The following is a 20,357-nucleotide window of genomic DNA, read 5'->3' on the forward strand; positions in this document are numbered from 1 at the left end:
CGCTGCCCCCGTCTGCGCCGGGAGCGTGGCGGTCTGTTTATATTCGGTGCGCACCTGCCGCTCCTGTTGTTTGAGCTGCTCGACAGCCTTCCGCTTCTGCTCTTCGAGGCGGAGCAGTGCGTCGATGTTCTCCTGCAGATCCTGTTGCTGGGCAATGGCCTGCCGGTAGAACTCCTGCGTGGTGACGTGGCGCGCCTCCGAGCCGTTGATACCGCGCTCCAGTCCGTATTTGGACATCGCCGCGGCATAGCTGTCCTGATACTGCTTGAGGCGGACGCGCGACATGACATCGTCGGCGCAGAGACGGGGACGTACCGCGGATTTCGGGCGGTAGCGCCGCTTGCTCGGGGATTCTGGCGCGGCGGTGCGGGCCTTGCGGCGCTCGCCCGTGACGATGGGCACCACGGCGGCGTGGATATGCGGGGTCGATTCGTCGCGATGCACGACGGCCGAGACGACATTCTCCGCCCCGAAGGTTTCGCGCAGCCAGGCGAGGTTGTCGGCGCACCACTCCGGAAGCCGCCCCTCCTCCTCGATGCGCTTCATCGCGTCGTGCGAACCGGTCAGCATGACGCGGATCACCCGCACCTGGTTCGTTCCGATCTTGCGCGTGAGGCCGGCGTGTTCGAGCCGGTAGTTGATCGCCTCCGTGCGGTCGGCCACCTCCTCGGGGAACTCGATGAGCTCCTCGTTAAGGCAGGTGCGTTCGGGTGAGGCGTTGGTGGGTATTTTCGTGCGGGCGATGTGGGCGGTCATGGCCGCCTCGTTGCCCGGGGCTTTGTCAAGATGCAGGACGGCATATCCCATGGTACGGTCGTTTTTCGGAGGGTTGTGTGGTTGAAGAGGGGACCGCCTCGGCGGTCGGCGTGCGCAGCACGACAGGGGGTGTCCAGAGGGGCTTGACCCTTTGGCCTATTGGGGCTTTTTCAGCGTCGGCGGGCCGATGCGTCGGAAAAAGCCCTAATAGGCTATGGCTTTTTCCTCGGGGGAAAAGCCGCGGGCGCGAAGCGGCCGATGGGTGGGCGACGGTTCCGGCGTCATTCCGGGTGACGTTACAACTTGCGGCCGCGACGACGTGGCGTGCGGGAAACCTTCGCGGACAATCGGAGCGATTCGTTCAGATCCTTGTGGGCTCGGTAGCTCTCCGCCCGGTCGATGACGGTCGCATCGGGCAGGGCGCTGCGCAGTCGTTCGAGAGTGAGGCGTCCCGCCTCGTCGTTGTCGAGGAAGGCGTGGATCGTCGTGTGGCGTGCGAGAAACGGAAGGGCGCGGGGAAGGTTCACCACGGAGTTGAGCACGGCGGTGTCGACGATTGGCTCCGGCTTGTGTTGCAGTGTCAGGTAGGAGAGCAGATCGAAGAAACCCTCGAAGAGCAGCGCCGTGTCGCCGTGTCGGTCGAAGGTCGTGATGGATTTCGGGGCGCTGCTCCCCTTGAATTGCGGGCTGCGCAGCTCCCAGCCTCCGGCATCGTTGCGGAAGCCGATGGCGAAGAAGCGCCGCTCGCCAACGGCGTAGTGAACCTCGCGGCACAGCGCTCCGGCCACGGCGGGGTCGATGCCGCGCTCGCGCAGATAACCGATCAGCGCCGGGTGGCGAATCTCCCCGACGCCGAGAATCCGCAGCGGAGAGTCTTCGCGCGGCGAGGCGGTCGGGAGGGGCAGGAAGGGAACTTCGTCTGCGGCCCCTTTGCGCAGGCGTCGGATGGCTTCTGCCATGCCGCACCCTTCGAGGCGCATGACCAGCTGGAGGAGCGTGCCCCCTTCGCCCAGTCCGAAGTCGTACCAGAGCCCCTTGTCGTAGCGGACGCTGAAACTGGGGGTGCGCTCCTCGCGCAGCGGCGAGAGGAACATGCCGTGGGTGGCGGTTTCGCGGTGGGGGTGCAGCCCCCGGCGGAGGAGATACTCCCGGATGCCGGTGCAATCAGAGGACGTCTTCATGGCTATCGGCTTTTGATGGGGACAATCCGGTGCAGTGCCGCCTCGACGTCGCTGTCGCGGAAGAGCACGCGCCCGCCGATCTTGTGGGCGCGGATCCGGCCGCGGTTCACCCAGTCGTTGAGCGTCACGAGCGAGATGCGCAGGCGGCGGGCCGTCTCGCGGCGGGTCAGATAGTTTGGTGTCTCGGCGGAGGGTTCGGGGTGGAGCTGCCGCAACTCGTCGCGCAGCGATTCGCGAATCATCTCCGAGAGCTGATCGGCGGTCATACCGCTCAGAAAGATTTCCTTGGTCATAACGATTCGAATTTGGTTGATGACGCAAAGAAAGGCTTCCCGAACCCCTCCCGAAAACGGCGAATGGCGTTACAAATCAGCGCCAACCGATGCCAACCGGTGCCACACCGAAGACACTCTGCCGCCCGTTTCCGGACTTTGGCATTCGTTTGCCTGGGTTGGCACTGCCGTGTAATCGGATTCTGCTCGGGACAAAAAAACGAGGGCGGCGGGTACCGTCCTCGTTGGTGATGTGGTTTTTGAGCCTATCGGAACCGTTTCAATACCTCCCGAACGGCATTGGCCGCAAAGAGGGTGTCGCCGCCGGCCGAGATCTGAACGCGGCACGGCTCCAGCCATCCGTTCGTGATCCACCGGTCGAGCGTCGGACGTGCGACGCCCAGCGCCTCGGCCAGCTCCTTTTTGTTGAAGAGCCGGCTGCCGTTTGCCATCAGATAGCGCTCGCCCTTGTGCACGCCCAGCCAGTAGTCGAAGCGGCGCAGGATTGCGTCGGCATCCTTCAGCTTCGGCTCATACCGTTCGTAAGCCCAGATGTGCAGGCTCGACGGATCGAACCCGGTAAACTCCGGCCGCTGGTGCAACTCCCGGACGAGCGTCTCGAAGCACTCCAGCTCGGAGGCACGGATCGTTATTTTTCGACGGCGCGGCATGGTTCTGATGGTCGGTTAGTGCTTGAAAAGCGTTTGATTTTTTCTTCCTCGGTCGAATTTAAGTGCTTTTAATGTGTTGTTTATGAACATAAAGCGGTTTCTGTAGCTTTTGAAAAGCACTTAAATATTCCGTAATTACATATCTTCCAGCGTCAGGCAGCGCTGCTCGATCTCATATTTCGGCAGCACCTTCTCCTTGAGGTGCTGCACCTTCTCGGCAAAGGCTTCGGGCTTGAACTCCTTGCGCTGGCGCTTGACCTCGACGGCCACGGCCTTGTTCTTCTCCAGCCGCAGGGCGACGATGTCAATCTCGTATTGCTCCTTGCCCCGCTTGGCCTCCCAGTAGGAGCCCAGGTCACGGTATTCGTGGCTTTCGATGAACTGCTGCTTGAAGTAGGTTTCAAGCGTTCGGCCCGAGTAGGTCGTGTAGTCGGCCGCAATTATCTTCTCCAGCACCTCGAATTGGTTCATCTCAACCAGCGTCCGGTTGCCTTCGAAGTAGCGGAACCAGAAGCGGAGGAAGAGGTCGGCAATCTCGTAGCGCACGGTCTGCGTTCCCTCTTTCGAGAGGATGGGACGCATCTTTTTCGTGATTCCATAGGTCTCTTCCAGCTTTTTCAACTGCCCGCCGATACTTTTCTCGCCCAGCGCCGCAGCAATCTCCGACTGGGTGTTGATGCCGTTCGAGATGGCGTCGAGAATCGAGAAGTAGGTGCCGTACTGTTTGCCGAACTCGTCGATCAACAGCGTTTTGCCCTCGTCCTTGAAGGGCGAATCGGGGTCGCATACCGCATGGATGATCTTTTTGACCGACAGGGCCTTTGCATCCACCAGCAGCTCCACATACTTTGGGATGCCGCCCGTAACGGTATAGAGAGCCAGCAGGTCGTCGTTCGTGTAGCCGGGGGCGTGCTCCGCGAGGATCTGCTTCAGCACCGGCAGCGCAAACGGCGTGAGTTTCATGATGACATCCGCCCGTCCGAACAGCGGTTCGTGGTAGTTCTGGAAGATCTTGACCATCAGCGAATAGATCGAGCCGCTGACGATGAAGTTCATATGGGTCTTTAGTCGGTATTGATCCCAGACGTTCTGCACGTCGCTGTAGACCGACGGGTTGATGTTGAAGAACTCCTGGAATTCATCCACAACCAGCGTGAATCGGCGGCTCTCTCCCTGCTGCATCAGGAAGGTGAAGACATCTTGAAAGCTCGTCATGGGCGGGACGAAGAGCCCCAGTTTCGCCGCAATCTCCTTGCAGTAGCTCGCGCAGAGCGATGCCTCGTTCTTGCGCCCGACGAAGAGGTAGACCAGCGGTTCGTCCTCCATGGCTCGGAGAATCAGCGACGTTTTACCGATCCGGCGGCGGCCCGTCAGAACGGTCAGTCGCGAATGGTCTTCGTATGACAAGGTACGGATTTCGCGCAGCTTGGCTGTTTCCGTCTCGCGGTTGTAGAATTTCATGACGCGTGTTGTTTTGTTATGGCCGGAAATTTTACCGCCGTAACAAAGTTAAAAAACAAATGGCGAATCTCCAAATTTTCATTCACTTGCCTGCTTCCCGCTGAAATAGGGATGGCTCATCAGCTCCAGGGCGGTCTGCTCCTCGGTGATCTTGATGTATTTCATGAACTCCCGTTCGGTCTTGTGGCCCGTGATCTTCATGATGGCGATGGTCGGGATCCCCGCCAGGTACATGTTCGTTGCGCCGCTGCGGCGTGCCGTGTGGGTCTTCACCAGCTCGCACTTCTCGACCAGCCGGCTCTTCTTTTCGCCATTCTCGATGTAGGAGACCTCGACCTTCTCCGTGATGCCCGCCTCGCGCGCAATCTCCTTGATGAGGTGGTTCACCTTCTGTTCGTAGGTCCTCGGCAGCCGGTTGTCGTACTTCTCCAGAATGGCCTGCAGCTCGGGCCGGACCGGAATGACGACGTGGTTGCCGGTCTTCTGCTGCTTGAGGTCGATGACCTGCTGTCCGTTCTCCAGCGTGCGGATGTTGCCTTCGTTGATGGTCGAGTAGTCGCTGAAGCGCTGCGCCGTGTAGCACCCCACCAGAAAGATGTCGCGGGCAACATCCTTGTGCCGATTTTTCGAGAGGTCGAGCGCGGCGATGGCCCGGATCTCCGACTCCGTGAGGTAGATGTTCTCCACGTCGGCCGTCAGCACGCGGAACTTGCGGCTCTCGATCGCCCCGTTGTCGTGCAGACCCTCCTCGCGGGCCGCACGCATGATGATCTTCAGCTCCTTGACGTGGCGGCCGATCGTATTGACGGAGTAGTTCTTGGCGGTGAACCAGGCGACGAAGTCGTCGTAGAACTTCAGGTCGATGTCGGCAAAGTCGAACTGCTTGCGTTTGGCTTTGCAGTACTCGTCGAACTGCACGACGAACCCCTTGTAGTTCTTGATGGTCGAGGGGCCGTAGCGGAGTTTGTGGATGTTCAGCCGGGTGCCCTCCTCCATCTCGCGCGTGAAGCGGGCAATGTAGTCGCCAAGCGATTCGCGGCTGCGGACGCGGCGCCCGGTGGTGAGGCTGCGCGGGTGGTGGAAGCTGTAGATGATCTTCTCCAACCGCGTCTTCGTCATCGCGTGCTCGGGGTCCTTGGTAATCTCTCCGAGGATGTGGCTGCGCAGTTCGGAGAGATTCTTGGTCAGCTCGCGTCCCTGTTGCTCGGTGAAATCGTCGGTAAAGGTGAAGCGGCTCTTGACCGTCTGCTTTTTATCGTCCCAGGCGTCGGAGAGCACCAGATACTGGGTATCGGCATAGAACGAGGTGTGCCGATCGACGTTGAATCGGATGAGGACCTTGGTCAGAATTCCTTTGCGGGTTGTGCGGATGCGGTAGGAGAAAGTAGCCATACGGTTGGGTTTTATCTTCGGGACAAAGATAGGAAATTTGTACGGCATTTGTACGGCATCGGCCGAATTTTCGAAAACTTCCAGACCTCGCAATTGATGAAAAACGGATTTAATATGTTGATATATAGATAAAATAAAATTAGAATCAGTAAAATTTGATTCAAATTTATGGCGTCCGCTTCAGACCTCACAGAAACCGCGTTGCAGATGTCTGCAACGCGGTTTTCGTTTTGTCTTATGGCAAGTTTCCTGATGTGCATAGCTCTTTGGCGTGTTTTGGATCGAGTCCGCCATTCCGTTTGCCGTGTCACAGGTTTGTTCTGCGTGGGTCCGCGTGTTGTTATTGCTCCCCTGTTGTGTGGCAACCCTCATGTTGTCGTTCGTTTTTGGGGAATGTCGGGCCCTGTCTGTTGTGAGTTGAATCATTTATGACAAATTGATTTACATCAATAATTTGATTGTAGGGGTTTTATAATTTTGTCTTTGTAAATTGTAAATGGGAGCCGGTAATGTTTCGCTCCCGGGATCGTCAATTTACCAGCCATGCATGTGCCTTTGGCAGACGGTGGATGTATGTGTCGCATAAAAGAAAGAATAAAATGAAAACGGTAGTTTCTGTTGTTTTGCTGACGGCAGTGTTTCTGGATCTGTCGGCTCAGAGTTTTACGATCAGGGGTTGTTTTATCGATGTGGCCAATGATACGTTGTCGATCGGGTATGTCCAGCGTGAACCCGAAAAGCGGGTTGTGGATGTTGATGTCCCGGTTGATGCGGGCGGATGCTTCACTTACAGTTGTGATATTGGATATGCTTGTCTGGCGGAATTGACCATTCGGTCCAGTGGCAGAAAGGCGCATCTTTTTTTCGTCCCTGACGAGCGTGTGGAGATCGAGGGGCCCTCGGCCTCGATGAACGATTGGAATATCGGTGGTACGGCGTTTTATCAGAGGCAGGATCGTGTCCGGCAGTTGCTGTTGCCTTTCTACCGGGAATTCGACGCCGCACGGGCCCGGTATGACAAGGGTGTGGCCGACGGTCTTGACCGCGGGAGGCTCGACAGCATCAGGGCGGCCGCCTACAGGGACATAAACAAAAGGCAGTGGCGAGTTGCCCATCAATATATAATGGGGCATTTGGACGATGAGGTTTCTGTCCCGATTTTGCTGGACCAGAACTGGCCCGACATATTGCCTGCCATCCGAAGTCTCTCTCCCGAAGTACGGTATGGGCGTTTTAAAAGCTATATCGATGGAATAGAGGGGATGTTTTCGCGGCTTGCCAAAGAGGAGAAGGCGGCAGCTGCAGCGACCCTGGAGTTGGAGGAGGGAAAGTCTGCTCCGGACTTTACATTGAACGATATGAACGGTAAGGCCTTCAGATTGAGCGCACTTTTCGGACAAGGCAAGTATATTGTCGTCGATTTCTGGGGGTCCTGGTGTTCCTGGTGCATCAAGGGATTTCCTGCAATGAAAGAGTATTATAACAGATACAAAGACAAATTGGAAATTGTCGGCGTGGCATGTTATGATAAGGAAGAGCGGTGGAAGGATGCAGTAGTCAAGAACCGGGTTCCGTGGCTGCATGTGATTTCACCCGATGGGACAACCGAGGTCCGATACGGTGTGACGGCCTATCCTTTCAAGATCATTGTATCCCCGGAGGGAACGGTGATCAAGAGCTTCAAAGGCGAGACCGCAGAATTTTACCGGATGCTTGACAAACTGTTGCAGTAAAAAATATGATCGGACGACATGGAAGGTCCGTCGATGCATGCGGATCTGTAAAGAAGAACTGCCGGCATACCGGGTGCAGGGTCAATGCATGCTCCCGGTAATTGTCTATACTGATGCGGAGACCTCTCTCTCCCCAAAGCAGTCGGCCGGCCGGGCAGCCGGCTGCTACTCCTCGTTTTCGTAGTAGACCTTGTAGAATTTGCCCTTTTCATCCTCGCCCTGCTCGATCAGGTTGCGGTTGCCGTGGACGTAGATGTGGAAGTTCCGGTCGAGTTTGATGACGCTCTTGTAGGAGCGCGTCTGGCGCTTCACGGCCGCGTCCGAGATGTCGAACTCCTCCTCGATGCGGATGTCGCGCTCCTGTTCGTACTCCTGCTTGAAGCGGGTGAAACTCTCGACGACCTCGGGTTGCCGGATGACCTTCTGCGAGAAATCCTCGAGCGAGAAGTTGTCCTGCGCCTGGAAGTAGGACATCGTGTCGTTGAGCAGTTCGGCCTGGTCGGCCTTCGAGACGTCGAACTCCCGGGCGAGCTGCCGGGTGACGTACTTCCTGCACATGGCCAGGGCGTTGTGCGTGTTGTGGTAGCTGTCCCGGCGCGGGCGAACGCGCAGGAAGTCGTCGGCCCAGTAGCGGGCCTCGGTACGGTTGGTGTTGTCCACGATCCGCACGACGAAGCCGGCGTCGCGCTCGAGGTTGAAGACGACCGCACCCTTGTCGAGCCGTTTGATGTCGATGCCCTGGCACGTGGCGAGGTGCACGCCCTCCTCCCCGGCCCGGGCGTCGAGGAAGGTGTCGCGCGTCTCGGATTTGAAGAGCCCCACGGCATCGACCGTCTCCCCGCCGAGGCGGCAGGCGGAGAAGTAGACCACGTAGAACTCGCCGCCCTTGATCTGGGGCAGCGTGCCGCATTCGTAGAGGTGCCGGGCCAGACTGACCGAGTGTTCGTGGAGCGAGGCGGGGTCGTCGAAGATCCTGCCGACGAAGTTCCACACCTCGTTGCAGGCCAGGTCGGTCTCGTGGTAGAGGTTGTAACACTCCTCGGATTTGAATCCGTCGAGAAAGTAGCTCGTGAGGGTCTGCATCAGTGCCTCGTCGGTTACCTGTGCCGAGAGGGCCGGCGATGCCATGAGGGGTTCGTCCTTGGCCTTGTTGCCGACCACGTGGATGTCCAGGGCCTCGATGCGGGTATCTTCGAAGTAGAGCATGTCCGGAAATTTTTGGGAGTGCAAAGATGGCGATTTTTCCCCGTTCGGTCAAGCCGCCCGGGACTTTCCCTCCCTCCGGAGCCGCGGGTGGAGGGTCAGATGATCATCTGTGTGAACCGTCGGTACTCCTTCGGGGTGTAGGCGTAGCGCTTCTTGAAGATCTTGTAGAAGTGGGCGAGGCTCGAGAAGCCGCAGTTGCGGCTGATCTCCTTGATCGGCATGTCGGTCATGATGAGCTGGGTGCGGGCATACTCCATCTTCTGGTCGTTGATCAGTTCGGAGAGTGTCATCGAGGTATGTTTGCGCACCACGCGGTTTACATAGTCGATATTCTTGTTGCACAGGGCGGCGAACTCCGAACCCCCCCCCTTGAAATAGCCGGGCTTGTTGAATTCGTTGATGGCGTTTTTCAACCACTGGGGCATGCCTTCGGCACTCATCTTCGTCTCGTAGTCGGTCAGCAGACGGAAAATGAAGAGCAGGAACCCGTCGAGCTGCATGTACGAGCGTTCGTGTTTCATGCACTCCTCGCCGCGGGCCGAAATGCGGCGGATGGTGTTCATCGGCAGGTTCAGCTGGACGGGCAGCGCCGAGTCGGTCCAGAAAAACATGCCGCCCTTGGGGAAGTAGCGGTTACGGTAGAGTTCGAGCGATTCGAGCGAAAAGGCGACATTCATCAGCGTGATTCCTTCGGGCGACGGGTAGTAGGCGTGCGAGTCCGTCGGTCGGATCATGATCAGATCGCCGGCCGAAAGGGCGATCTGCTGCCCGTTCACAAAGTGTTTTCCGCTCCCTTTTTCGATCCATGCGATCTCGGCATAATCGTGATAGTGTAATGAAATGTCGTGCCGCGACGTGAGATTCACCCGGGCGATATGGTACTTTTCGTCGCCTCGCAGGAAGTCGGACAACCGGAACAAAGATCCCTGACTGTACATGAAAATTATTTTTTAAACGATTAAAAAGCGAGAAGCGCGGCTCCTATTCTCCAAAACAAATATACGGAAAAAATCGGGAGCTTTCCTGCGGAGGGGTGCGCGGAAAAAACGAAAATGTCGGAATAACGCAATAAATATACAAGAGACGACAAAAAAGTCGTCAGATCGCAATCCTTAATAGGTCTATATTTGTCCATGGAGTGAGAACCCTGTTTCAGTAAACCGACATGTTGAACCTTAAACCCAAACCATGATGAACAATCTCAACTACCAACCGACATCGAATCCGGTTCGGAGCCTTCTGGGCAAGTGGATCGGTTTTGTGTTCTGTTTTTTGTGTGTGGCTGTACTCGGAATGACCTCCGAGGCCAGTGCGGCTCCGGCGAAAGTCGTTCGGGGCAAAGTCGTCGATTCGGACAACCGGCCCGTCGTCGGGGTCACGGTGCTCGAGTTGAACACGACCAACGGTACGACGACCGACATCAACGGCGACTACCAGCTTACGGTCAAGGGTCCGGAGCCCGTCCTGCAGTTCTCCTATATAGGATATGAGTCGCAGGAGGTGGCCGTCGGCACCAAGACGGTCATCAACATCACCTTTGCCAGCGACAACGTCCAGCTGGACGACGTGGTGGTCGTCGGCTACGGTACGATGCGCAAGAAGGATGTCACGGGATCGATCGCGAAGGTCAATATGGACGAAAAGGCCACCTTCGCCAACACCAACGTGCTGCAGTCGCTGCAGGGTGCGATTCCGGGTCTGAACATCGGCATGACTACGGGCGCCGGTACCGAGCCCGAGATGACCGTCCGCAGCACGACCTCGATCAGTGCCAGCAACAACCCGCTGGTGGTCGTCGATGGCGCGATCTACAACGGTTCGGTTTCCGACTTTGCGCCGTCCGACATCCAGTCGGTCGATGTGCTGAAGGATGCCAGCTCGGCCGCCGTATACGGCTCCCGTGCAGCCAATGGTGTGATCATGATCACCACGCGCATGGGCTCGACCGAGAAACCGACGATCCGGGTGAACAGCTACTGGGGCGTCAATACGAGCACCAACAAGCCCGACATGATGGACGGTCCGCAGTACATTCAGAAGATCCTCGACTACCGGCGTGCCCAGGGGCTCGACTACGACCGCGACAAGATCCTCTCCTACCTGAACGAGGCCGAGCGCGAGAATTACAGCAAGGGCCACACGATGGACTCCTACGATGCTGTAACCGATCCGGGCTTCGTGCAGAACTACAGCGTCTCGATGTCGGGACGCACCCGGACGACCAACTACTTTGCTTCGGTGAACTACAACAACCAGGACGGTATCGTCATGGGTGACGACTACGACCGTTTCAGCGCCCGCCTGAATCTCGAGACGAACATCACCTCGTGGTTGAAGGTCGGCATGAAAGCTAACTATTCGGAGAGCGACTACTCGGGTGCCACGGCCGACCTGATCGCCGCCAACTACATGAGTCCTTACGTGAAGCTGCGCGACGAGAACGGCGAACTGATCCGCTTCCCGATGACCGACCAGCTGGGTATAAACCCGCTCGGCGAGTACGAGCAGGCACAGGATCTGGATCTGCACAAGAGTCTGTTCGGCATCTTCTACGGCGAGGTGAGCTTCCCCTTCCTCAAGGGGTTGAAGTACAAGTTCAACTATTCGCACAACTACCGCTGGAGCGACGTCCGCAAGTTCTGGGGAACCGATACCTGGACCGGAGCGCCGTCGGGCGGCAAGGGCAGCATTGCCAAGGGTGATGCCTCCGACTACATTGTGGACAATATCGTGTCGTTCGACCGGAATTTCGGCAAGCACTACGTGAACGTCACGCTGCTCTACAGCTACGAGCACAACGAAGGAAGTTCGGTAACGGCCGCCGCCTCCGAATTCGCCAACTCGTCGCTGGGCTGGAACGCCCTCGACAAGGGTGCGGTGCAGACGGTCAGCTCGTCGGCCTACGACGACAACGGCATCTCGCAGATGGCCCGTCTGCATTATGGCTATGACAACCGCTACCTGGTGACCTTCACCATCCGTCGCGACGGCTATTCGCGCTTCGGCGCCGACAACAAGTTCGGAACCTTCCCCTCGGCCGCTTTGGGTTGGGTCGCTTCGCGTGAGGCCTTCCTGAGCGACGTGAAGTGGATCGACCTGTTGAAACTCCGCCTCTCGTACGGTCTGAACGGCAACCAGGCCGTTTCGCGCTACGCCTCGCTGGCCACGATCAACACCAGCCGCTATGTGGACGGTCCGGATCCCATTATCACGCAGTATACCAGCTCGATGGAGAACGCTTCGCTCTGCTGGGAGAGTACCAAGACCGCCAATATCGGTCTCGACTTCGCCTTCCTGAAGAGCCGCATTTCGGGTAGCGTCGATTTCTTCAAGTCGAAATCGAAGGACCTGATCATGCAGCAGTCGCTGCCCTACATGACCGGTTTCGGCAGTGTGTGGGCCAATGTCGGCGAGCTGAAGAACCACGGCGTGGAGGTGACGCTGACGACCGTCAATGTGCAGAACGAAAACTGGAACTGGACTACGACCTTCAACTTCTCGCGCTACCGCAACGAGATTACCAAACTCTACGGCGGCAAGACCGAGGACATCACCAACAGCTGGTTCGTGGGCTATCCCATCCACAGTTTCTACGGCTATGAGACCGACGGAATCTGGCAGGAGGGCGACGACATCCCCGAGGGCTTCAAGCCGGGTTACTTCCGGATCAAGGATCTCGACGGGAAGGAAGGCATCACGCCCGACGGCGACCGCCACGTGTATGCCTATGCAGATCCCAACTACCGATTCAGCATATCGAGCAACCTGACGTGGAAGAACCTCTCGCTCTCGTTCGTGATCAACTCCGTCCAGGGCGGCAACGGGTATTACATGGCTGAGAACCCCTATGCGCTGAATCCGAATGCCTATTTCCCGGGGCGCATGAACATGGTGGACATGCCCTACTGGACGCCCGAGCGTCCCTCGAACAAATACCCGACGATCGACTATTCGCCCACCTACGGACACTATTTCCTGCAGGATCGGAGCTTCGTGCGTCTGCAGGACCTCTCCATCGCATACGACTTCCCCAAGCGGATCCTGAACAAGATCGGCATGAGCGGACTGCGTGCCTACGTCAGCGGCAAGAACCTCTTCACGGTGACCGACTGGGTGGGCTACGATCCCGAAGCCGGACAGTCCGTATTCAACGGAACGCCCTCCATGCGCAGCTACATCCTCGGCATCGACATCACTTTCTAACCACAACGACCAATCAAAACCAATACCATGAAAACGATATATCATCTGCTTCTGGCCGTCGTCGCATCTGCAGGCCTCGTGTCCTGCAGCACGGACCTTCTGGACGAGAAACCGAAGAGCTCGTACAGCCCCGAAAACGCCTATGTGACCCTGGCTCAGTTCAATCAGGCCATCGCTGACCTGCACCGTACGGTCCGCGACGAGATCTATTGGGAGACCGACGGAACGGTCATCTGGGCGCTCTTCACCGGAACGGACCAGGCGGTCGATCCGACCGACCTGAATGCCGGCCCGTTCGCCGACTATTCGATGATCACCTCCTCCTACTACTGGTTCTACCACTACTGGGTTCGCTATTACCGGCTGGTTGCACGCGCCAATACGGTCATCGACCGTGCTACGGCCAAGTGGTCGCAGCTGACGCCCGACGAGCAGCTCAGCGTCATCGGGCAGGCCAAGTTCTTCCGGGCCTATGCCTACCGCTGCCTGGCCAACCTCTACGGAGGCGTGCCGAAGATTGACCACGAGGTGACCGCACCGCGCAAGGATTTCCAGCGTGCAACCCGTGAGGAGATCTATGACTTCTGCCGTGAGGATCTGGAATATGCCTCGAACAACCTCACCCGCGAAGCCGACGGCCGCGGCGGGATCACGGCCGGAGTGGCCGACCACCTGCTGAGCGAGATCTACATCTGCCTCGGTCGCTGGCAGGATGCCGTGAATGCCGCTACCCGCGTGATCGACGATCCGCAGTACGAGCTGATGACCGAGCGGTTCGGCACCCGCATGGACCGTCCCGGCGATGTGTTCTGGGACCTTTTCCGCACCGGGAACGTGAACCGCGAGGACGGCAACAAAGAGACGATCTGGGCCTTGCAGTACGAGTTCGGTGTGCCGGGCGGACAGAACGGCAACATCCCGACGTGGAATGCCGGTTATCCGGGCGAGCGGGCCTGGGGACCGCGCTACTGGACGCTGCTCGACCCGACGGGTGCGGCCGGTACACTGGCCTGCGACAGCCTGGGCCGCGGTGCCTCCTACGTCCGTCCGACCTACTATGCCTCGACGGCCGTATGGAAGGGCGACGAGAAGGACATGCGCAACTCGGAGTACAACATCAAGCGCAACTTCTACTACAACAATCCGGCTTCGTCCTATTACAAGCAGCTCATCACGCGCGAGAACCTCTTCAACGAGGCCGATACGATCATGGCCTTCTATCCCTACATCATGAAGGTGACCGACTATCCGCACGAGAGCGACTATACGCAGGCTCAGAGTTTCCGTGATGTGGCCGTCATGCGCCTGGCCGAGACCTACCTGCTGCGTGCCGAGGCCTATCTGGGCATGGGGCGGAAGGATCTGGCTGCGGCCGACATCAACGAGCTTCGCAAGCGGGCGCATGCCGAGACGATGTGCACCGAGGCCGAGGTGTCGATCGACTACATTCTCGACGAGCGGACCCGCGAGCTGCTGACCGAGGAGTTCCGCATGCTGACGCTGTGCCGTCTGGGCAAGCTCTACGAACGGGTGGTGAAGTACAACGACTTCAAAGCCGGAAAGACCATCTCCGAGCACAACAACCTCTGGGCGATTCCGCAGAACGAGATCGACGCCAACACCGACGTGAAGATCGAGAACAACCCCGGATATTGATTGGAGATGGGGGGAACGGGAAAAATCATCCTTCTTTTGGGGCTGGCTGCCGCATGGCTGCCGCAGCCGGCCCGTTCGGAGGTCCGGCCGGAGCGCTATGACGCCTACGATGTCGTGTGGCGGAGCCGGAGCGGCGATGCTTCGGGATCGATGCCCGTCGGAAACGGTGATACGGGCTGCAACGTTTGGGTGACCGAGACGGGACGGATCGAGTGCCGCATCGGCAAGACGGATGCCTTCAGTGAGCTCAATTCGCTGCTGAAGGTGGGCGGGTTGAGCGTCGCAATGACGCCCAACCTGCTCGCCGGCGGCGAGTTCGAGCAGCGGCTGAACATCCGCGACGGCGTGGTCGAGATCTCGGGATCGAATTCGGACGGGGCGGTATCGCTCCGTTTCTGGGTCGATGCCCATGCCCCGGTGATCCGTCTCGAGGGCGAGGCGTCGGTCCCCGTGAAGGTGGAGGTGCGCAATACGACGTGGCGGAAGGCGCCGCGCGAGATCAGCGGGCTGGAACGCCACGCGATCTACGGACTGTACGATGCGCCGTTTGCCACGCGGCTGCAGGCCGATACGCTGCTGCACTCCGATGTCGGTATGGCCTGGGCCCACCGCAACGAGAGTTCGATCTATCTGCTGACGCTGCAAAACCAGAATCTGGCCGACTGGTACGATCCGGCGGACGATCCGCTGCTCCACCGCACCTTCGGGGCGCTGGTCTGCGGTCCCGGCATGCGCTGCGAGGCGCCCGACCGGCTGGTCTCCGTCGCTGCGGACCGGAAGATCGTCGTGGCGGCAGTCGTCGGGTCGGGGCGTCCGGAGAGCCTGTCCGAGTGGCTGTCCCGGGTTGAGGAACAGGCCCGGAAGCTGCCGAAGGGCGGGAAATCCCTGGCGCGGCACCGGAAGTGGTGGAACGACTTCTGGCTCCGGCACTACATCTTCGTCGGATCGGAGGAGCAGCCCGAGGAGGCCTTCTCGCTGACCCGGGCCTACATCCTGCAGCGCTACATGAATGCGGCGGCCGGACGGGGGCGGATGCCGATCAAGTTCAACGGCTCGATCTTCAATGTCGAGCTGACGCACGATATGGCCGGATGCCCGCGCGGGCTGGATGCCGACTTCAGACTGTGGGGCGGTCCCTATTGGTGGCAGAATACGCGCCTGCCCTACAGTTCCATGCTCTTTTCGGGCGACTGGGAGATGATGCGCCCGTTGTTCCGGATGTACCGGGAGGCCCTGCCGCTGGCCGAGTACCGCACGCGCCGGTATTTCGGGCACGAAGGAGCCTATTTCCCGGAGACGATGTGTTTCTGGGGAACCTATGCCATCGACAACTACGGATGGGACCGCACGGGACTGGCGGGCGGAGGTTCGCCGAACCCCCACATCCGCTAGGAGTTTCGCAGAACCGCTACATCCGCTACTATTTTCAGTCGAACATCGAGCTGGTTGCGCTCATGCTCGCATATTATGAATTCTCGGAGGACGACGGCTTCCTGACCGAAACGCTCTTCCCGGTCGCCTCACGCATCCTGACCTTCTACGACCGGCACTACCCGAAGTCGGAGCGCGGCGAGATCGTGCTCACGCCGGCGCAGTCGCTGGAGACCTACTTCGAAGGGGTCCGCAATCCGCTGCCCGACATCGCCGGGCTGCGGTGGATCACCGCGCGGCTGAAATCCTGCTGCGGCGAGCGGCTCCCCGATGACCTGGCCGCACTGTGCGACCGGATGGCCGCGTCGCTGCCCCCGATCCCCACCGGAGAGAGCCCCGAAGGAGAGGTGCTGGTCGCCGGGGAGCAGCTGGGCGAGCGGATGAACGTGGAGAAGCCCGAACTCTATGCCGTATTCCCCTACCGGTGGTACGGCGTGGGCGAGCCCGGCCTCGACGTGGCCCGGCGGACCTATGCGCGGCGGGCGGTCAAGGAGAGCTGGGGCTGGCAGCAGGACGGCATCTTCGCAGCCAACCTGGGCCTGGCCGACGAAGCACGCCGCATCGTGACGGCCAACAGTGCCGCCTCCAATCCCGCATTCCGTTTCCCGGTGATGTGGGGCCCCAACTACGACTGGGTTCCCGACCAGGACCACGGCTCGGTCCTGCTGCGGACGCTGCAGAACATGCTGATCCAGTATGGCGGCGACGACATCCACCTCCTGCCCGCCTGGCCCGCCGACTGGAGTGTAGAGTTCAAGGTATACGGCCCCCGCGGAGCCTGCATCACGGGGTCGTACGGGCCGAAGGCCGGAACCCGCATCGAGCGTTCGGAAGGGATCGGCCGCCAGAATCTGATTGTACACAACCCACGAAAACCTCATGGAAATGACGAGTAAAGAACGAATCCTGGCCGCCATGAACCTGCAGCGGCCCGACCGGGTCCCGCTGATGTGCCAGTTCAGCATCGGCTGCATGATGGAGCAGCTGCATCCGGATCCGGTCGCATTCTGGTACAACCAGCAGACGTTTGCCGACGGGCTGATCGAATTGCGCGAACGGTTCCGTTTCGACGGCATCCTGGTCAGCCTCCACGGTCACTCCGACGATTGGAAGCGGGATCTTCTCTCCCGCGAGGAGCTCGGCGAGGGCTCCGTAAGGCTGGAGTACCCCGACCGCACGGAGCTGCACTGCTGGCAGGATCTGCCGGTGGTGACCTTCCGCTCGCCGCGGAAGAGCCTCGACCTGGAGTCGGTCGATGTCGAACGCGACATCCCCGGGCAGCTGGACTACATCCCCGTGTCGCACAATCTCTATTTTCGGCTCGATCCGGAGAACCTCTACGGAATTTTCGACTATCTTTACAGTCGTGTGGGCGACAGCTGTTCGATCCACGGCGAGATCACCTCTCCGCTGGACTATTACCTCGATCTGTTCGGTTACGAGCAGGGCCTCATGGGGCTGATCATGTATCCCGCCAAGGCGGCACAGATCCTCCAGCGCTTTACCGACGGGGTGAAGCGCATCGCGCGGGGCATGTGCCGGACGCCTGTCGATGCGATCAAGATCTCGTCGCCGTTCGCCGGCCGTGGCTTCATCTCCTCGGAGTTCTACGAGCAGTTCGTGCTGCCCTACGAGTCGCAGATCATCCGCGAGATCCGTCAGGCTGGGAAGTTCGTCTACATCCATACGTGCGGTTCGATCGGCGACCGGCTCGAACTCATGCAGCGGAGCGGGGCCTCCGGCCTGGAGTGCCTCGATCCGGTGCCGGTCGGGGATGTCGATCTGGAGGACGCCTTCCGGCGGATCGGCCGGGAGATGTTCATCAAGGGCAACATCGACTCGATCAACACGCTGCTGATGGCCGACGATGCGAAGGCCGAGGAGGATGTGCGGCGGATCATCCGCACCGGCATGACCCTAGGACGGGGCTTTATCCTGAGCACCGCCTGCTCGATTGCGCCGCTGGTGCCCCGGCACCGCATCGAGATGCTGCACGAACTGGTCATGCGCTGCGGACAATACGGAGATGAGACAGAACAAAGATAAAGGAGATTAGGATATGTTGTACGAACGGAATACGAAACGAATGAATGGCCTGCGGCGTGCCGCGGTATGCCTGGCCCTTGCACTGGTGGCCGTCCTTCCGGCTGCGGCCGGCGGCCGGATCCACGAACGGACCATCTCGGTGGTTCCCTGCCCCGAGACCCTGATCCGCCGTCCCGGACGGTGCCTTCTCTCGGAGCGGACCTCGCTCCTGCTCTCGGACCGGAGTCTGGAGCCTGTTGCCGGCTATTTCACGGAGAAGATCGCACGCTCGTCGGGCATCGACCTCAAGGAGCGGCGCGAGGCCGGAAATACCCTTGCTCTGCGTCTCGACACGCAGCGGGGCATCCCGGAGGAGGGGTATGAACTGACCGTCGCGCCCGACGGCATCGAGCTGGTCGCCTCGACGGGCGCCGGCATCTTCTACGGCATGCAGACGCTCATGCAGTTGCTGCCCGCCGGGATCGAGAGCCCGACGCCGGTTCCCGGCATGGAGCTTTCGATCCCCTGCGTGGAGATACGCGATGCGCCCCGGATGGCCTATCGCGGGGTGATGCTCGATGCGTGCCGTCATTTCAGCACGGTGGAGGAGATCGAGAAGCTGTTGGACGTGATGGCCATGTACAAGCTGAACAAGTTCCACTGGCACCTGACCGACGACCAGCTCTGGACCGTCGAGATCCGGAAATATCCCCGTCTGACGAAGCTCGGGGGCGTTCGCACCGAGACCGACGGCACCATCCACCGGGGCTTCTATACGCAACGCGATATCCGCCGGATCGTGGCCTATGCCGCCGCCCGGCAGATCGACGTCATTCCCGAGATCGAGATGCCGGGGCACGCCATGGCCGCCATTACGGCCTATCCCGAACTGTCGTGTCGCGGGGGCAGCTACCGGGTCCGCAACCTCTGGGGCGTCGAGCAGGACGTCTACTGCGCCGGACGCGAACGGACCTTCCGTTTCATCGAGGAGGTGCTCTCCGAGATCGTCGAACTGTTCCCCTACGAGTATGTGCATGTCGGCGGCGACGAGTGCCCGAAGGAGCGTTGGAAGGAGTGTCCGCTGTGCCAGGCCCGGATGAAACAGGAGGGACTGAAGACCGAGTTCGAACTTCAGAGCTACTTCATCCGCCGGGTCGAGAAGATCCTCCAGGCCAAGGGCCGCAAGCTGATCGGCTGGGACGAGATCCTCGAGGGCGGTCTCTCGCCCACGGCGACCGTCATGTCGTGGCGCGGCGAGGAGGGTGGCATCGCGGCGGCCAACCACGGCAACCAGGTGATCATGACCCCGATCGGGTACATGTACATGAACATGTATCAGGGCGCCATGGAGAGCGACCGGCTTGCCTACGGGTGGAACATCCCGCTCAGCCAGGTCTATGGCTACGACCCCTATCCGGCACAGATCCTTCCCGAGAAGCGGCACCTGATCTGGGGTGTGCAGGCCAACATGTGGACCGAATATGCCTACGGGCCCGAGGATGTCGAGTACCAGCTCTTCCCGCGCACCCTGGCGCTGGCCGAACTGGCGTGGAGCCTTCCGGCCAACAAGGATTTCGGGCGATTCACCCGCAGCCTGGAGAACCAGCACGTGCGGCTGGACCTGCACGGGATCAACTACCACATCCCGATGCCCGAAGGAGTGGCATGCTCCGACGTGCGCTTCCTCGACTCCGTCACGCTGCGGCTGACCAATACGCGCGACTATCCGATGGTCTATACGCTCGACGGGTCGGCCCCGACCGCCTCCTCGGAGGTGCTCAACGGACCGCTCACGCTCGATGAGGAGTGTGTCGTGCGGGTCGCGACGCTGCTGCCGACCGGACGGCTCTCGCCCGAGCGGCGTTTTACGGTGAGCCGGACGCAACTGGCCCCCTCCGCCGATGTGGAGACCGAACCAGGGATCGTGCGGACCCTTGCCTGCGGTGATTTCAGACGGCTCGGGGACCTCGGCGCGGCACAGTGGGGCGCACCCGAGGTGCTGCCCGATTTCGCCTTCCCGTTCGAAGGCGAGCAGGCTGGAGGTGCGGCCATCTTCACGGGATATATCGACATCCCGGAGTCGGGCGTCTATGTTTTCGGTACGGATGCCGACCGGCTGGAGATCGACTCCGAGGAGGTGGTCAATAACGACGGGAAACTGGCCATGCACCAGCTGGGCCGCGGGACCCGGGCGCTGGAAAAGGGGCGCCACGCCTTCCGGATGACGTTCCTGAACTACCCCGACGGCGGTCGCCCCCGGGCGTGGGACCGACTTGGATTCGTATACAAGCTCCAGTCGGACAAGGAGTTCGTGTGGGCTGCCCCCGAATCCATGAGCCATTGAATCGAACAACCTGAATGAGCAAACAA

15 protein-coding genes are annotated in these 20,357 nt (G+C 59.9%); 7 read left to right on the forward strand and 8 right to left on the reverse strand.

The genetic code is table 11. The features are described from left to right. From mobV to QZL63_RS07215, 6 genes are all read right to left on the reverse strand, one after another. On the reverse strand, positions 1-807 hold an 807-nt coding region (gene mobV, locus QZL63_RS07190), incomplete at its 3' end, for a MobV family relaxase (RefSeq protein WP_290586371.1). Between the two features lie 245 nt (positions 808-1,052). Further along, a complete protein-coding gene (locus QZL63_RS07195) occupies positions 1,053-1,937 on the reverse strand; it encodes a toprim domain-containing protein (protein ID WP_022308647.1) in 885 nt (294 codons plus the stop codon). A 2-nt stretch (positions 1,938-1,939) separates the two neighbouring features. Beyond that, positions 1,940-2,230, reverse strand: coding sequence for a helix-turn-helix domain-containing protein (locus tag QZL63_RS07200; protein ID WP_010262055.1), 291 nt, complete (start codon positions 2,228-2,230; stop codon positions 1,940-1,942). Positions 2,231-2,475: 245 nt separating this feature from the next. Continuing rightward, entirely contained in the window at positions 2,476-2,880 is a 405-nt protein-coding gene (locus QZL63_RS07205) for a hypothetical protein (RefSeq protein WP_022308648.1), read from the reverse strand. 135 nt (positions 2,881-3,015) lie between these two features. Next, positions 3,016-4,341, reverse strand: coding sequence for an ATP-binding protein (locus tag QZL63_RS07210; protein ID WP_022308649.1), 1,326 nt, complete (start codon positions 4,339-4,341; stop codon positions 3,016-3,018). Positions 4,342-4,419: 78 nt separating this feature from the next. Next, positions 4,420-5,733: a site-specific integrase gene (locus QZL63_RS07215; RefSeq protein ID WP_022308650.1), complete on the reverse strand. Its 1,314-nt coding sequence runs from the start codon at positions 5,731-5,733 to the stop codon at positions 4,420-4,422. Between the two features lie 599 nt (positions 5,734-6,332). Here QZL63_RS07215 and QZL63_RS07220 point away from each other — a divergent pair. Further along, complete coding sequence (locus QZL63_RS07220; protein WP_022308652.1) at positions 6,333-7,466, forward strand: TlpA family protein disulfide reductase; 1,134 nt, start codon at positions 6,333-6,335, stop codon at positions 7,464-7,466. A 165-nt stretch (positions 7,467-7,631) separates the two neighbouring features. On the opposite strand, the gene QZL63_RS07225 is transcribed toward QZL63_RS07220, so the two are convergent. Beyond that, complete coding sequence (locus QZL63_RS07225) at positions 7,632-8,672, reverse strand: nucleoid-associated protein (protein WP_022308653.1); 1,041 nt, start codon at positions 8,670-8,672, stop codon at positions 7,632-7,634. A 95-nt stretch (positions 8,673-8,767) separates the two neighbouring features. After that, positions 8,768-9,610, reverse strand: a complete 843-nt coding sequence (locus QZL63_RS07230; RefSeq protein ID WP_022308654.1) for an AraC family transcriptional regulator — start codon at positions 9,608-9,610, stop codon at positions 8,768-8,770. A gap of 250 nt (positions 9,611-9,860) precedes the next feature. Between QZL63_RS07230 and QZL63_RS07235 the strand changes: the two genes are divergently transcribed. The 6 genes from QZL63_RS07235 to QZL63_RS07260 are packed head-to-tail and all read left to right on the forward strand — an operon-like array spanning position 9,861 to position 20,331. Continuing rightward, positions 9,861-12,875, forward strand: coding sequence for a SusC/RagA family TonB-linked outer membrane protein (locus tag QZL63_RS07235; RefSeq protein ID WP_290586374.1), 3,015 nt, complete (start codon positions 9,861-9,863; stop codon positions 12,873-12,875). A 27-nt stretch (positions 12,876-12,902) separates the two neighbouring features. After that, positions 12,903-14,531, forward strand: coding sequence for a RagB/SusD family nutrient uptake outer membrane protein (locus QZL63_RS07240; RefSeq protein WP_022308656.1), 1,629 nt, complete (start codon positions 12,903-12,905; stop codon positions 14,529-14,531). 6 nt (positions 14,532-14,537) lie between these two features. Further along, a complete protein-coding gene (locus QZL63_RS07245; RefSeq protein ID WP_022308657.1) occupies positions 14,538-15,923 on the forward strand; it encodes a DUF5703 domain-containing protein in 1,386 nt (461 codons plus the stop codon). Continuing rightward, positions 15,869-16,858: a hypothetical protein gene (locus tag QZL63_RS07250; protein ID WP_022308658.1), complete on the forward strand. Its 990-nt coding sequence runs from the start codon at positions 15,869-15,871 to the stop codon at positions 16,856-16,858. The genes QZL63_RS07245 and QZL63_RS07250 overlap by 55 nt, the downstream gene beginning before the upstream one ends. Further along, the gene (locus QZL63_RS07255; RefSeq protein WP_022308659.1) at positions 16,848-18,008 is read left to right on the forward strand and encodes a uroporphyrinogen decarboxylase family protein; all 1,161 of its coding nucleotides are present in this window, start codon (positions 16,848-16,850) and stop codon (positions 18,006-18,008) included. The genes QZL63_RS07250 and QZL63_RS07255 overlap by 11 nt, the downstream gene beginning before the upstream one ends. A 40-nt stretch (positions 18,009-18,048) precedes the next feature. Beyond that, positions 18,049-20,331: a family 20 glycosylhydrolase gene (locus QZL63_RS07260; RefSeq protein ID WP_290586377.1), complete on the forward strand. Its 2,283-nt coding sequence runs from the start codon at positions 18,049-18,051 to the stop codon at positions 20,329-20,331. Positions 20,332-20,357: the final 26 nt, after the last annotated feature.

The organism is Alistipes sp. CAG:268 (assembly GCA_000434235.1).
Classification (GTDB): domain Bacteria; phylum Bacteroidota; class Bacteroidia; order Bacteroidales; family Rikenellaceae; genus Alistipes; species Alistipes avistercoris.